The organism is Algoriphagus aestuariicola, from assembly GCF_017254835.1.
Classification (GTDB): domain Bacteria; phylum Bacteroidota; class Bacteroidia; order Cytophagales; family Cyclobacteriaceae; genus Algoriphagus; species Algoriphagus aestuariicola.
This window is the reverse complement of record NZ_JAFKCW010000001.1, coordinates 1,403,839-1,417,948: the sequence shown is the minus strand read 5'-3', so window position 1 is coordinate 1,417,948 and position 14,110 is coordinate 1,403,839. Positions and strand designations below refer to the sequence as shown.

The following is a 14,110-nucleotide window of genomic DNA, read 5'->3' as shown; positions in this document are numbered from 1 at the left end:
AACCATGGCAAAACCTGGCAAACACCAGCTGACCAAGCGCGAGCAAAGCCCGAAAAATCGTCGAGATTTTCTGAGAAAAAGCATCCTGACCACTATTTCGGCAGTGTTGGGTGCCGATATCGTACATGCCGCCACCATGCCAGATGGCTATGTACCGGTCGTGCTTTCCCAAGAGCCTGATGCGATGAAGGGCAAAAACCCGGAAATGATCATCCGCAGCGACAGGCCATGGAACGTGGAGGCCAGGCCCCACCAGCTCGATGATGCGGTAACACCATTTGAACACATTTTCATCCGAAACAACGGGCTCATACCAGAGGACATTGATGCAAGCAACTGGACGCTAACCATAAGCGGCGAATCCGTGCAGCAGGAGAAAACCTACCGACTTTCCGATCTCAAAAACAACTTTAAGCCCTACACTTACCGCCTCGTACTGGAATGTGGAGGAAACGGTCGCGCGGGTTTCTACCCTCCTACTGCTGGCAATCAGTGGGAAGAGGGGGCAGTATTTTGCTCCGAATGGACTGGAGTCCGTCTCAAGGATTTGCTGCAGGATGTTGGAATCAAGCCGGATGCAGAATATATCGGCTACTATGGAGTAGACAGACATCTCAATGGCGATGCTTCCAAGCCGGTTATTTCCAGAGGCGTGCCCATCTCCAAGGCCATGCAGGATGAGACACTCCTAGCTTGGTCGCTCAATGGACAGGATATTCCGCTCGCCCATGGCTTTCCGCTACGCATGGTCTGTGGGGGATGGCCGGCCTCTACCTCAGGCAAGTGGATCAACAAGCTCGTCGTCCGCAACAAGGAACACGACGGGGAAAAAATGACCGGGGACTCCTACCGAATGCCGAAATATCCCGTAGCTCCAGGCGACATGGTCCCAGATGAAGACATGGCTATCATCGAATCCATGCCCGTGAAGTCCCTCATTACCTTTCCCAAATCGGGCGCGATGTTTGACAGGTCAAAAAAACTCGCTATCCGAGGCCACGCCTGGGCTGGAGAATTCGAAGTAGCACAAGTACAGGTATCGGTGGACTTTGGAGCTTCTTGGAAGACCTGCGCGTTGAAAAAACCCGCAAACCGTCTTGCCTGGCAGCAGTGGAGTACAGACCTGATGTTTTCCCAGCCTGGGTATTATGAAATTTGGGCGAAAGCCACCGACAGCCAAGGAATCTCCCAACCTATGGTCATACCCGGCTGGAATCCCAAGGGCTATCTCAACAATGCCTGCCATCGAATCGCCGTAAAAGTAAGATGAAGGAGAAAGATAAAAACCCAAAAACGAATAAGCCTCTTTCCAACCCGAACACGCAACAGCTCTTCAAAGGGCTCCTAGTCGGCGTTGCCGGGCTCGTGGCCGTACTAATGATCCTGTTGGCTGCGGTGATGTTTTTCGCTTTTTACGACGGCTCAGTGGAGCCAGGCACAGCGGTCGCTAGCGATTCTTCGATTGAATCAAAACTGAACAATGAACCCTTCAATGGCGAAGTGGTAGATGGAAAGGATGTCGCTACCGGTCTAGTGGTCGGCGATGGATTTGAACTCGTGCGTACCACTTGCACCGGCTGCCATTCCAGCGCCATCATCCTTCAAAACCGTTTTACCAGAGAGGGCTGGAAGGCCAAGATCGTCTGGATGCAGGAGACCCAGGGCCTCTGGGACTTAGGCGAAAACGAACCGGCGATCTTGGATTACCTCGCCACCCACTATTCGCCGGAACCTCCAAAAGGAAGAAGGGTGCCGCTCAGAGACATTCAATGGTATGAACTCAAGAACTAAGAAAGCACAGATGCCAGCCTGGAGCCAGAATCGATGTCGAAACGAAAAAAGCCCCGATCAACTCGGGGCTTTCCAATGCTATCTGTTTTCGTAGAGATTGGAGTAATACTCCTGATAGGCACCTGAGGTCACATGATCCAACCAATCTTGGTTAGCCAGATACCAATCTATCGTGAGCTCAATTCCTTCTTCAAACTGGAGGCTTGGCTCCCAACCCAATTCACTCTGAATCTTGGTCGCATCAATTGCATAGCGCAGATCATGACCAGCCCGATCTTGGACAAAAGTGATCAGCTTCTCTGAAGTGCCTGCTTCGCGACCTAGCTTCTCATCCATTTTCTTGCACAGCAGTCGTACGATGTCGATGTTTTTCCACTCGTTGAAGCCCCCGATGTTATAGGTTTCCCCAGCTTTTCCTTTATGGAAAACCGTATCTATAGCCCGCGCATGGTCTTTTACAAAAAGCCAATCCCTAACGTTCTCGCCTTTTCCATAGACTGGTAAGGGACGCATATTCTTGATGTTGTTGATGCAGAGCGGGATTAGCTTTTCGGGAAAATGGTTAGGTCCGTAGTTGTTGGAGCAGTTGGACACGACTGTACGCATCTTGTAAGTGTTGGAATAGGCGCGTACAAAGTGGTCTGATGCAGCCTTGGACGCCGAATAAGGCGACTGGGGATCATAGGCTGTAGTTTCCAAAAAGAAGCCACCATCGTGCAGTGACCCGTACACCTCATCGGTTGACACGTGATAAAATAGGTGTTTGTCCAGCTCTCCCTCCCAGGCTTTTTTTGCAGCATTGAGCAAGTTTACCGTACCAAACACATTGGTCTTGACAAAAGCCAAAGGATCTGTGATCGACCTATCCACATGCGACTCCGCCGCAAGATGGATTACATCAGTGATTTTGTGCTTTGCAAAGATCGTATCCATGAGATTAGCATCCTGGATGTCCGCTTTTTCGAAAATATAATTTGCGGCACCTTCTACCGCTTTGAGGTTTTCCAGATTGCCCGCATAGGTCAGGGCGTCCAAGTTTACGATTTTGTACTCTGGGTACTTCGTCACAAAAAGCTGTACGACATGGCTGCCGATAAATCCCGCGCCTCCTGTGATCAAGATAGTTTTGCTCATATCTTATTTTTATAATAGTCTAAATACCAGTCCGTAAATGCCCTGACCCCCGTCTCTATGGACGTATTGGGTTTGTAGCCCGTATCCCTCACCAAATCCTGAACATCGGCGTGCGATGCCGGAACATCTCCTGCCTGCAGTGGAAGCAGTTCCATTTCCGCTTCTTTTCCCAATCCTTTCTCTACTGCCCGGATATAATCCATGAGCAAAACGGGCGATGAATTACCAATGTTATAAACCTTATAAGGTGCCTGACCGCTTCCGGGATCGGGATTTTGCGGGTTAAAGTCCGGGTTTGCCCTAGCGGGTCGGTCGGCGACTTTGACCACTCCCTCGACGATATCATCGATGTAGGTAAAATCGCGCTTCATCTCCCCGTAGTTAAACACCTGGATCTTTTCTCCTTTGAGGATGGCTTCGGTAAACAGAAACAGCGCCATGTCGGGCCTTCCCCATGGTCCATAAACGGTAAAAAACCTCAAGCCAGTCGTCGGAATCCCAAACAGATGGCTGTAGGTATGGGCCATGAGCTCGTTGGATTTTTTGGAGGCTGCGTACAGTGAAATGGGATGATCGACCGAGTCGGAGGTGGAAAATGGCATTTTTTCGTTAGCCCCATAGACCGAACTCGACGAAGCGTACACCAAATGCTTGACGGGGTGAAATCTGCAGCACTCCAGGATATTCAAAAAACCGGTGATATTACTCTGAATGTAGACCTCAGGGTGGGAAAGAGAATACCTCACTCCAGCTTGTGCAGCCAGATGGATCACCACATCGAATTTTTCCTTTTCGAATAGGGCCATCAAGGCTTCTTTTTCGACCAAATCCAATTGGATAAAACGATACTTATCCAAAGTCTCAGACTGGGCCAGTTTGCCTTTTTTGATGGAGTCCTTTTTGATACCCCGGTGATCTAGCCGGGCATATTTCAGGCTGATATCATAGTAGTCATTGATGACATCCAACCCGACTACTTCCTCTCTCCGGTCTATTAATTTTTGTGCGACATGAAATCCAATAAATCCAGCCGCGCCGGTCACGAGGTACTTCATAGGAAAAAACAATCTTGGTGATTCAAGCCCAAATATAAGCTATTTCGCATTCTCGTCTGCTTTAAGGAGGCGCTGATAGTTTCGATATATCTCCTGCTGGACGATTTTTCGATCATAGTTGTCAGCTATCTCCTGGTAGAGCTTTGCCGCATAGCCAGCCATTTTGTCCCGCTTCACAAAGGCAAACTCCAGCGCTTCCTTCAGCACAGTGGCATCTTTTACCGGAAAAATCAAGCCGGTCTTCTGCTGGGTGATGATGTCGGTATTGCCAATAATATCCGAACAGATCACTGGCACATGCATCGCACCAGCCTCCAGCAGGACGTTGGGAAATCCCTCCCTATGCGAGGGATGTACCAGCACATCTGCCAAAGCCAAATAGTGGGCAACATGGTCTGTCCAGTCGATCTGGATTATTTTAGGATGATCCTGTATAGTCTGTATGGTCTCTGGCGAAAGCGGATTCAAGTCTTGCTCGAACGCCCCCAAAAGCACCAATTTAGATCGGTTGACGATTTTGGAATTCAAAAAGGCCGACACTAGCTCCTGAATCCCCTTGTCCCTAACCAATCGACCCACGGCCAGGATGATAAACTCGTCCTCTCCCGGCAGGATCCGCATGGTCGCCGCCACTAGGTGGTTTTCCTTTAGCGATTCCCTGTTGAACTTGTCCAGATCAACCCCATTGGATGAGCCTTTACCGACGATCCGGAGTTTGGATCCGGGACAAAGTCCGTTCTCCTCCACAAACTTTTTAAGTCCATTGGAATTGGGCCAAATCTCGGTAGCATTGGAATAAGTCCATTTTTCCACATTCTCCAATAGGCTTTTTTTACTTCCCTCGGCGGCCATGGCAGGTATGCCGGCAAGTGTATGGATGCGGATTTTTACGCCAGCCAGGTTGGCCGCGATCATTCCCAGGAGACCTGCCTTAGGCGTGTGGGTATGGACAATGTCCGGCTTCTCCCGCCTGAAAAGCTGCACCAACTGCCAGATGCACACAAGATCAGCAAACGGGGTGATTTTACGGGTGAAGGGAATTACCTCGTGACGAACTCCCTCGCTTTTGACCACTTGGTCCACTTCCCGACCCTCGGCACTGACCATGATCACCTCCCAGCCCTGCTCCTTCATGAATTTCATCTGCCCTGTGAGCAAAAGTTTGAGAGAAAGTGGAACTGTGGTAATTCGGATCAGCTTGGGCATCAAAAAGGGATTGTAAAAGCGCAAAGGTAAAAGTTTAACGCTTTCATGAGCTCTAAAATTTGGAAATCCAAGCCAAAAAAATGCAGCTAGATAATTTCTCTAATCCTTCCTTAGATTCTCGCTTGTGTATAAAGACCTAGATTCCAATCTCCAATACCAAACCTGCAAGCCACGAAATCGCAGGTTAATCCTCATTTTCCAACTCAAATATTTCCTCCAGCGCCACCCCGAAAATCCGGGCAATTTTCAAAGCCAATACCGTCGAGGGCACGTATTTTCCCGCCTCTATTGAATTGATCGTCTGTCTCGAGACCTGTACCAACTCGGCCAAATCCTGTTGGGTCATGTTTTTCTTGGCACGCTCTACTTTGATCGAGTTTTTCATTTTACTTGGGTAAAAGGATCAGCAGGGATTTGTTTTGCCGCGCAAACGGTAGAAGCAGCAGGCAGCCAAGCGCCTGGAAACGATTGGGCAATAGGATATTGGTTAACATAAGAACATAGGATTAATTGTCTTCCTTGGATGCCAGGTATTTCTGGTATTGGAAAGCCGCGTAGATATAGCCGTTCAGCAAAAAGAGCACAAGGTAAGCAGTAAACATCTCTGACGCGATGGTCTGATAGCGTATATAGTTGATCAACATCAAGGCACCAAGTCCCCATATCAGCCAAAAAAAACCAGTCTGGAAAGCCTGCTGTCGAAATTCGCGGATCATCTCGTCCTCCACTTTTTCCCGGGTAAGATTCAAGATACCAAAGCCAATTGCCCAAAACCCGTAGATGATCTGTGCAGCATCATCCGGGTTGGTATCGGGATAAACCACCGCTAACCCTATCACTAGCAAAACTGGAAGCGGGAAAAACACCATCGCCAACTTTTTCCATCCTGGCGGAAGCAGTGGCACGTTCAGAATTGAGTTCTTTTTCATATGTCGTGTTATCTTTCCCAAATGTAAATTATACTTTACATTTTGTCAAAATATTTTTCCATTTTTATTTAAGAATTTATTCTTTTTTTCTTCGATAAGACAATAGATGCTATTCGTATCTGGCGATAAGGCCCTCCTTTTGTTTACCTTTGGCTCTTCAAACCTGTTAATAATCCGAATCTCCATGATTTCAAATCTGAAAATCGCCATCATAGGTTGCGGCAACCTAGGCACCTCCATCGCAAACGGACTGTTGATGAGAGCTGATTTCGACCCAAACAACCTGACCCTGACCAAGAGAAACACCGCTAGCCTATCCGAGTTTGAAGCCAAAGGTGTGCATGTGCATTCAGACAATCTCTCTGCGGCCAAATACGCCGACCTCATTCTCCTGGGCGTGAAGCCTTTCAACGTCACCAACATCCTAGAGGAAATCAAACCGGTCTTGCACCCAAAAAAACAAATTCTGATTTCCCTAGCCACGGGAATTACCCTAAAGGAAATGTACGGCGTGCTCGATCCTGCGACGGTCACCTTCCGGGCGATGCCCAATATCGCTGCCGATATTCAGGAATCCATCACCTGTGTCTGCCACGAGCAAGCCAATCCGATCCAGGTAGAGCAGGTTAAAGAACTGTTTGACTCCATAGGATTCAGCATTTCCATAGATGAAAGCCTTATGGAGGCCGCCACCGTGCTCGGAGCCTGCGGAATTGCCTATGTGCTCCGCTTCATGCGCGCGATGATTCAGGGGGGAATCCAGATTGGCTTTGACTCTGCTACAGCAAGCAAAATCGTGAACCAGACAGTGAAGGGTGCAGCGGAGCTGATGATTCAGAAAAACATCCACCCCGAAGCAGCCATCGACAAAGTCACCACTCCAAAGGGCTGCACAATAGTTGGACTAAACGAAATGGAACATCGGGGATTTAGCTCTGCGATGGTAAGAGGGGTGATCGCCAGCTATGACAAAATCGCAAAATAGACTGATTTACCCGGAACCGTAGCTATCGAAAAAATCGGGCGATTTTATTTTCGATTTTTTTTGGATTGGAATATTCAAATTTCGGTTGACTAAATCAGCATTTTAACGGCATACATGATTTACTTACTTAGAATAGTACCATTCTTTACATACATATTAATACTAGCATAAAAAAGAATAATTTTTGGTTTGTTTTTCTTTTAAATGTTTTCATTAGATTTGTCTCGGGTGATAAACAACTTTTGCTATTCCTTTTTAAGAGACTCGATTTTTAAAGGAAGGACTGTTTGGTAATTTTTTCCTCCTTCCTTTTTGTTTTCATTCCAAACTGCTCATAAAAAAAGCCCCCGATCTAAATCAGATCGGGGGCTATTTTGTTTGACGAGACTGACACTAATCAAACAACTCTGCCAATTTGTTTTCGAGGCTCGGCCCTCTAAGGTCTTTTGCAATAATCTTACCCTCGGGATCCACCATGTAGGTCGCTGGGATAGCATCAATCTGATATAGCTCGGCTGCAGCAGAATTGAAATATTTCAGATCAGAAACCTGGGTCCAAGTAAGGCCATCATTGGAGATCGCCTCGACCCAGTCTTCCTTCGAACGATCCAAGGACACACCGAATACTTCAAATCCTTTGTCTTTGTATTGGTTATAGAGCCTGACGACGTTGGGGTTTTCCTGACGGCAGGGTTTGCACCACGCCGCCCAAAAATCGATCAGAACGTATTTTCCCCTTAGATCGGAAAGCTTCACCAAATCACCCTCAGGATTGGGAAGTTCGATTTCGGGTGCAGGCTGTCCTACCGAAAGCACACGCATCTCATCCAACTGCTGCTTCATCTGAAGAATAGATGTTGTTCCGGGATAATTTTCATTCAGCTTGGCAACCAATTGGTCGATAAACTGAAAATCGGTTTTGGGGTTCAAAAGGCCTATTGCCGCCATGGAAGCAAATGAATCCCCCATGCTGTTGATCATCTCCTTGACCCGATCGGCTTGCATGGCCTCCAGTTCCATGGCTTGGGTCTGGATTTTTTTGATCCCCTCAGAGTCGTTCTTGCTCATCGCTTCGTAATAAGCCTCATTCAGTTTATTGACCTCTGACTGATAAGTTTGCATTAGCTCCTCCACCTTCAAGAGTTCCTTGGTGTCTTTCGAGCCTTCTATCGTCAGACTCTCAGGGTTCGAGAAGTCATATGTTACGTCAACATCCTCCTTAAACAAAGCCAATCGCACTACCTTCCCACCGTCGAAATTCAGTTCATAAAATGTCGGCGCATCGACACTAAGCTCATAGGAGAACTTGCCGTCCTTCCCCAAATCCAAGGTGTCGAGAACCTTGGGACGATTGTCGGTAAATTGGGAGAGAACGACCACGCCATCGGGTGCATTTTCCACTTTTCCAGACAATTGTACCTTACCATCCGTACCCGTGCCATTGCCTCCACAGGAGAACAACGCCATGGCGACCACAATCCAAACTCCTACCATCTTATATTTCATATTTTTAGTTTTCAAGCAGTTCTGTCAACAGTCGGGTGGCGACCTTTGGATCGGCCTTTCCCTTGGATTTTTTCATCACCTCTCCCATAAACATCCCCATCAATCCTTTTTTCCCAGAACGGTATTCTGCCACCTTCTTCGCATTCTCCTCCAAAACGCTTTGGACAATTGGCTTTAGGGAGTCTTCATCGCTCTCTTGGATCAGGTTGAGGCGCTGGGCAATTTGGAGGGCACTTTCACCGCTGGCTTTGGCCAACTCTGGATAGATTTTTTGGGATGCCGTAGAAAAAGCCACCTTGCCCCCACCGACCAAGGCAATCAGATCCGCCAAGGCCTCGGGCTTAACCGGATACTCGGCGATATCCAAGCCAGACTCATTCAAGTGTGACTTCACCGGTCCCATCATCCAATTGGACGCGGCTTTATAATTTTCGGTTTTGGAACAAAGCGCGTCAAACCACAAAGCAACCCCTTTCACTTCGGTCAGAAATGCGGCATCGTATTCAGGTAAGCCATATTGCTCTACAAATTTCGCGAAAAGCTCGCGGGGCAGGGCAGGCATGGAACCTTTCACCGATTGTAGCCACTCCTCCGAAATTACCACAGGACTCAGATCCGGCTCTGGGAAATAACGGTAGTCGTTCAAGTCTTCTTTGGTCCGCATGCTAGCCGTCGTACCGGTATCGGCATCGAAGGTCCTGGTTTCGGACACGATTTCCTTCCCAGCTTCCAAAAGACCAATAATCCGCTCATGCTCGTGGTCAATGGCTTTGGCGACATTTCGGAAGGAGTTCATGTTCTTCACCTCTACTTTCTTGCCGTATTCTTTTGCCCCTTTCAGCATCACGGAGACGTTGGCATCACAGCGAAGCGATCCTTCCTCCATATTGCCGTCGCAGATATCCAGGTATTTGACGAGTTTTTTGATTTCGCCCAGGAATACATAGGCCTCCTCCGAACTTCGTATGTCCGGCTCCGTCACGATCTCTACGAGCGGAGTACCTGCACGATTGAAGTCCACCAAGGTGTCCGGCTCGCCCGCCAAGTGGATGGACTTGCCCGCGTCCTCTTCCATGTGGACGCGGTTGAGTCGGATGACCCGCTCAGTGCCGTCAGAGAGTTTGATCGGAACTATCCCGCCAACGCAGATCGGCCCCTTGTCCTGGGTGATCTGATAGCCCTTGGGTAGGTCGGGATAGAAATAGTTTTTTCTGGAGAAAATATTGTGCCTCGTGATTTCGGAGTCACAGGCCAAGCCCATGCGGATAGCGTACTCCACGGCCTTTTTATTCACTTTGGGCAGGGTGCCGGGGTGTCCCAGCGTAATTGCCGAAATCAGGGTGTTGGGCGACTGCCCGTACTGGTTGGCATCTGCGGCAAACATTTTACTCTCAGTCAGCAGCTGGGCGTGTACTTCGAGCCCCACCACCAACTGGTATTTCTCCTTGAGTTCTTCGCTTAGCATTTCTTGTATTTCAGCGATTATAAAAACATTTCCTTGGCCTTGGCAACCGCTTTCTGCAGGCCGGATAGATCTTTTCCTCCCGCGGTCGCAAAGAAAGGCTGGCCTCCCCCGCCGCCTTGGATTTCCTTAGCCAGCTCGCGCACGATCTGGCCTGCATTGAGGCCTTTAGCGGAAATCAGCGACTCATCCAATATTACCGCAAGCTGGGGTTTGTCCTCAATCTGTGCAGCCAATATGATCAAAGCATCAGAAACCTCATTCTTCAATTCATAGGCCAATTTTTTCAGAGAATCGGCATTTGGAAGCTCGATTTGGGAAATCAGGATATTGGCTCCGTCTTTTTCCTCAAACTTTTTCAGCAGCTCCACCTTCAATCCCGAGGCTTTCTCCAATTGAAGGGATTCAACCTCTTTTCTCAGCTCGTTCCTTTCCTGGATGAGGGATTCGATCGCCTTCTTCGCGTCTTTTGGATTCTTCAACAGATCCATGATTTCCTTTACCAGAGCTTCCTGCAAGCGCAGGTAGGCATCTGCAGCCTTGGAAGTGATAGCCTCAATCCTACGCACTCCGGAAGATATCGAGCCTTCGGAAGTAATCTTGAACAAACCGATCTGGCCAGTAGAAGGAACGTGCGTACCTCCGCAAAGTTCGACGGAGAAGTCTTTGCCAAAGGTGATCACGCGGACAAAGTCCCCGTATTTCTCTCCGAAAAGCGCTGTGGCCCCCATCTTCTTCGCCTCTTCGATCGGCACATTTCGTTGCTCCAGCAGGGGCACATTTTCCCGCACTTTTGCGTTGACGATGTCTTCCACACGTGCGATCTCTTCGTCTGTCATCTTCCCAAAGTGGGAAAAATCAAACCGAAGCAGCTGTTCATTGACCAAGGATCCCCGCTGCTGAATATGATCGCCCAGCACGGCTTTCAAGGCAGACTGCAGCAGGTGGGTCGCCGTGTGATTATTCATGGTCAGCACGCGCTTTTCACGATCCACCTCCGCGAAAAACCTCGCTTCTGGTCTGGCAGGGAGCTTTTCTACGAAATGGACAATTAGGTCGTTTTCCTTTTTGGTATCGATCACCCGGATTTTTTCGGTCTCGGAAACCAGCCATCCGGTATCTCCGACTTGGCCACCACTTTCGGCGTAAAAAGGTGTTTTATCCAACACCAACTGATATTTATCACCCTTCTTGTCCGTAATCGTCCTGTACTTGATGATTTGGGAATAGGCCTCGGTAAAGTCGTAGCCGATGAACTCCACGCCAGCATCTTCGCTTACCTGTACCCAATCTCCTGTCTCCTGCTCGGAAACAGCCCTTGAGCGGGTCTTTTGTTTTTCCATCTCAGCGGCAAAACCAGCCTCATCTACTGAGAAGCCATTCTCCCTGGAAATCAATGAAGTCAGGTCCAAGGGAAACCCAAAAGTATCGTAAAGTTCAAAGGCAGTTTTGCCTGGAATCAACGACTCTCCCTTTGCGTTCAATTCCGATTTGATCGACTCCAGCATTTTTAGACCGTTGTCCAAAGTTCGGAGGAAAGAGGCTTCCTCCTCCTGGATCACTTTGGCAATAAACTCCTGTTGCTGCCTCACCTCGGGGAAAATATCCCCAAAATACTCGGCAATCAAAGGAGCAAGTTCAAACAGAAACGGCTGCTGCAGGCCCAGAAAGGTATAGCCATAGCGCACCGCTCTTCTGAGAATTCTGCGGATGACGTAGCCCGCCTTGTTGTTGGAAGGGATCTGTCCGTCAGCAATCGTAAAGGCGATCGCACGGATATGGTCCACGATCACCCTAAAGGCGATATCGGTCGGCTCATTTTGGCCATAGGTCTTGCCTGACTTGGCAGCGATGGCGTCCAAAAAAGGCTTAAACAAATCCGTGTCATAGTTGGAGGACTTGTTTTGGATCGCACGGACTAATCGCTCAAAGCCCATCCCTGTATCGACGTGCTTGGCTGGAAGTTCTTTTAGGCTTCCATCCGCCAGGCGGTTAAACTGCATGAAAACAAGGTTCCAGATCTCGATTACTTGGGGATGATCATTGTTGACGAGCTCCCGGCCCGGAATCTCACTTCGCTCCGAGTCTGGCCGGAGGTCGATATGGATCTCCGAGCAAGGTCCGCAGGGGCCCGTATCGCCCATCTCCCAGAAGTTGTCCTTCTTGGAGCCCATGATGATCCTATCCTCCGGCACGATACTTTTCCAAAGGTCATAGGCCTCCTGATCCATTGCGAGCTGGTCTCCTGCATCGCCCTTGAAGACTGACACATAAAGGCGATCTTTTGGCAGCCCATACACTTCCGTCAAAAGCTCCCAAGCCCATGCTATCGCTTCCTTTTTGAAATAGTCCCCAAAGGACCAATTGCCCAACATCTCAAACATGGTGTGATGGTAGGTGTCCACACCTACTTCCTCCAAGTCATTATGCTTACCGCTGACGCGAAGGCATTTTTGGGAGTTGGCTACTCTGGGGTATTTCGCGATCTCATTTCCGAGAAATGCGTCTTTGAACTGGTTCATCCCCGCATTGGTAAACATCAGCGTAGGGTCGTTTTTGACCACTATTGGGGATGAGGGAACAAACTGGTGCTGTTTGGATTGGAAAAACTCGATGAAGGTACTCCGGATTTTCTTTGCTTCCATGGAGGGTCTGAGGGGCAGAAATGAAATATTGTTGTTTGTTGGCCAAAAGAGGCGCTTTTATCGGGTCACAAAATTAACAGAAAAGGCGGGCTTACGCGCATCTGCTTCAGGATTTTGGAAAGTTGAAGAAAATTCCGACTGCTGCGGAATTGCTTTTCCGAAGAATCTTCCCTGTTCAAACAAAGAAGAACTTTTTGAAATCAAGCAGCTAGGTAGCTTAGGACACTTGACAGTTACGTCTTGCTAGTTGACACTTACTTTTTACTTTTAGAAAAAAAAAAAAGACCCGACATGTCCTACCTTGATCAGATCACTTCCCCTACTCTTTTAATTAACGAACCCATCACCCGAGCCAACATCAAACGAATGGCCGACAAAGCCCAGCGCCACGGCAAAAAACTAGTTCCACACTGGAAAACGGCGCAATCCCGCGAAATCGGAAACTGGGCTAAAGAGTACGGCATCCGGGAAGTCACCGCATCTTCGATCAAGATGGCAGAGTACCTCTGCGGACAGGGCTGGGACAATATACATATCGCTTTCCCTTTCAATCCCCTCGAAACTCCAAAGCTCAATCGCCTCGCCGTTTCCCAGTCTCTTTCTGTACAGCTTGTCAACCCGGTCACCACGCAAAAACTGGTGGACGGACTCAGCAATCCGGTAGGCTTTTTCATAGAAATCGATGCGGGCTATGGGAGGACTGGCGTGCATATCTCGGACTTTGGCACCATCGAGAAGATCCTTCGCATCGCTGCCCAGTCTGACAAGCTACGCTTTAAAGGCTTCTACCTCCATCCTGGACATACGTACTACACTCCGGACAAAGCAGGGATCTACGAACAAAGCCGACAGGCTCTCCACATGCTGAAGATGAAATATCAGTCTGAGTTCCCGAATTTGGTGACGCGAGTTGGGGATACACCTGGGTGTTCCGTGACGGAGGATTTTGGTGATGTGGATGAGATCGGTCCAGGAAACTTCGTGTTTTTTGACCTCATGCAGGCAGAATTGGGAAGCTGTACAAAGGCCGACATCTCGGTCTGCCTAGCGGTTCCGGTCGTGGACATCAACCGAGAACGAAAAGAGATCCTCGTTCACGGAGGCGGCGTTCATCTCGCCAAAGACGTACTCGTGGACAGCGAGGGCAATAAGAACTTTGGCGAAGTGGTTTTTTTGGATGAAAGTGGCTGGACCATCCCTTTCGACCGCTCCTACTTGAAAAGCATTTCCCAAGAACATGGCATTATCAGGGCTTCCGATTCGCTTTTGGAACGTGTGAAAGTCGGTGATCTGCTGGGCATTCTCCCCATCCACTCCTGCATGACGGCGGACTGCATGGCGGAATATTTGAGTTTGGATGGGAAAAAGATCGATCACTGCGAGGGGCAATGAGCAGT

The 14,110-nt window shown here is 48.8% G+C and carries 12 protein-coding genes; 4 read left to right on the top strand and 8 right to left on the bottom strand.

Going from position 1 to position 14,110, the window contains the following annotated elements:
• Window positions 1-4: 4 nt before the first annotated feature.
• Both J0A67_RS05945 and J0A67_RS05940 read left to right on the top strand, forming a co-directional pair.
• Window positions 5-1,270: a sulfite oxidase gene (locus J0A67_RS05945; RefSeq protein ID WP_206568343.1), complete on the top strand. Its 1,266-nt coding sequence runs from the start codon at window positions 5-7 to the stop codon at window positions 1,268-1,270.
• Entirely contained in the window at window positions 1,267-1,791 is a 525-nt protein-coding gene (locus tag J0A67_RS05940) for a hypothetical protein (RefSeq protein ID WP_206568342.1), read from the top strand. The genes J0A67_RS05945 and J0A67_RS05940 overlap by 4 nt, the downstream gene beginning before the upstream one ends.
• A 78-nt stretch (window positions 1,792-1,869) precedes the next feature.
• Here the strand turns inward: J0A67_RS05940 and rfbB are convergent, their stop codons facing one another.
• The 5 genes from rfbB to J0A67_RS05915 all read right to left on the bottom strand — a co-directional run bounded on the left by rfbB (window position 1,870) and on the right by J0A67_RS05915 (window position 6,115).
• Window positions 1,870-2,925 carry a dTDP-glucose 4,6-dehydratase gene (gene rfbB / locus J0A67_RS05935; protein WP_206568341.1) on the bottom strand — a complete coding sequence of 352 codons (1,056 nt, stop codon included), beginning with the start codon at window positions 2,923-2,925 and terminating at the stop codon, window positions 1,870-1,872.
• The gene (locus tag J0A67_RS05930) at window positions 2,922-3,980 is read right to left on the bottom strand and encodes an NAD-dependent epimerase (RefSeq protein WP_206568340.1); all 1,059 of its coding nucleotides are present in this window, start codon (window positions 3,978-3,980) and stop codon (window positions 2,922-2,924) included. The genes rfbB and J0A67_RS05930 overlap by 4 nt, the downstream gene beginning before the upstream one ends.
• A gap of 39 nt (window positions 3,981-4,019) precedes the next feature.
• Window positions 4,020-5,186: a glycosyltransferase family 4 protein gene (locus J0A67_RS05925; protein ID WP_206568339.1), complete on the bottom strand. Its 1,167-nt coding sequence runs from the start codon at window positions 5,184-5,186 to the stop codon at window positions 4,020-4,022.
• Between the two features lie 184 nt (window positions 5,187-5,370).
• A complete protein-coding gene (locus J0A67_RS05920) occupies window positions 5,371-5,571 on the bottom strand; it encodes a helix-turn-helix transcriptional regulator (RefSeq protein WP_206568338.1) in 201 nt (66 codons plus the stop codon).
• A gap of 121 nt (window positions 5,572-5,692) precedes the next feature.
• On the bottom strand, window positions 5,693-6,115 hold the full coding sequence (locus tag J0A67_RS05915; protein ID WP_206568337.1) for a hypothetical protein: 423 nt from the start codon (window positions 6,113-6,115) through the stop codon (window positions 5,693-5,695).
• Between the two features lie 184 nt (window positions 6,116-6,299).
• On the opposite strand from J0A67_RS05915, the gene proC reads away from it, so the two are divergent.
• Window positions 6,300-7,100 carry a pyrroline-5-carboxylate reductase gene (gene proC, locus J0A67_RS05910; RefSeq protein WP_206568336.1) on the top strand — a complete coding sequence of 267 codons (801 nt, stop codon included), beginning with the start codon at window positions 6,300-6,302 and terminating at the stop codon, window positions 7,098-7,100.
• A 393-nt stretch (window positions 7,101-7,493) separates the two neighbouring features.
• On the opposite strand, the gene J0A67_RS05905 is transcribed toward proC, so the two are convergent.
• From J0A67_RS05905 to alaS, 3 genes are read right to left on the bottom strand one after another with little or no spacing between them, the layout of a single operon-like run.
• Window positions 7,494-8,606, bottom strand: a complete 1,113-nt coding sequence (locus J0A67_RS05905) for a redoxin domain-containing protein (RefSeq protein WP_206568335.1) — start codon at window positions 8,604-8,606, stop codon at window positions 7,494-7,496.
• A gap of 4 nt (window positions 8,607-8,610) precedes the next feature.
• Window positions 8,611-10,071 (bottom strand): Asp-tRNA(Asn)/Glu-tRNA(Gln) amidotransferase subunit GatB, encoded by a 1,461-nt coding sequence (gatB, locus tag J0A67_RS05900; protein ID WP_206568334.1) that lies wholly within the window; start codon window positions 10,069-10,071, stop codon window positions 8,611-8,613.
• A gap of 17 nt (window positions 10,072-10,088) precedes the next feature.
• The gene (alaS, locus tag J0A67_RS05895) at window positions 10,089-12,713 is read right to left on the bottom strand and encodes an alanine--tRNA ligase (protein WP_206568333.1); all 2,625 of its coding nucleotides are present in this window, start codon (window positions 12,711-12,713) and stop codon (window positions 10,089-10,091) included.
• Window positions 12,714-13,004: 291 nt separating this feature from the next.
• On the opposite strand from alaS, the gene J0A67_RS05890 reads away from it, so the two are divergent.
• Window positions 13,005-14,105, top strand: a complete 1,101-nt coding sequence (locus tag J0A67_RS05890) for an alanine racemase (RefSeq protein ID WP_206568332.1) — start codon at window positions 13,005-13,007, stop codon at window positions 14,103-14,105.
• The last annotated feature ends 5 nt before the right edge of the window (window positions 14,106-14,110 follow it).

What these genes read in the sequence shown, in the direction of transcription:
- J0A67_RS05945 (WP_206568343.1), top strand. Translation starts at nt 5, where the DNA reads ATGGCAAAACCTGGCAAACACCAGCTGACCAAGCGCGAGCAAAGCCCG.
- J0A67_RS05940 (WP_206568342.1), top strand. Translation starts at nt 1,267, where the DNA reads ATGAAGGAGAAAGATAAAAACCCAAAAACGAATAAGCCTCTTTCCAAC.
- rfbB (WP_206568341.1), bottom strand. Translation starts at nt 2,925, where the DNA reads ATGAGCAAAACTATCTTGATCACAGGAGGCGCGGGATTTATCGGCAGC.
- J0A67_RS05930 (WP_206568340.1), bottom strand. Translation starts at nt 3,980, where the DNA reads ATGAAGTACCTCGTGACCGGCGCGGCTGGATTTATTGGATTTCATGTC.
- J0A67_RS05925 (WP_206568339.1), bottom strand. Translation starts at nt 5,186, where the DNA reads ATGCCCAAGCTGATCCGAATTACCACAGTTCCACTTTCTCTCAAACTT.
- J0A67_RS05920 (WP_206568338.1), bottom strand. Translation starts at nt 5,571, where the DNA reads ATGAAAAACTCGATCAAAGTAGAGCGTGCCAAGAAAAACATGACCCAA.
- J0A67_RS05915 (WP_206568337.1), bottom strand. Translation starts at nt 6,115, where the DNA reads ATGAAAAAGAACTCAATTCTGAACGTGCCACTGCTTCCGCCAGGATGG.
- proC (WP_206568336.1), top strand. Translation starts at nt 6,300, where the DNA reads ATGATTTCAAATCTGAAAATCGCCATCATAGGTTGCGGCAACCTAGGC.
- J0A67_RS05905 (WP_206568335.1), bottom strand. Translation starts at nt 8,606, where the DNA reads ATGAAATATAAGATGGTAGGAGTTTGGATTGTGGTCGCCATGGCGTTG.
- gatB (WP_206568334.1), bottom strand. Translation starts at nt 10,071, where the DNA reads ATGCTAAGCGAAGAACTCAAGGAGAAATACCAGTTGGTGGTGGGGCTC.
- alaS (WP_206568333.1), bottom strand. Translation starts at nt 12,713, where the DNA reads ATGGAAGCAAAGAAAATCCGGAGTACCTTCATCGAGTTTTTCCAATCC.
- J0A67_RS05890 (WP_206568332.1), top strand. Translation starts at nt 13,005, where the DNA reads ATGTCCTACCTTGATCAGATCACTTCCCCTACTCTTTTAATTAACGAA.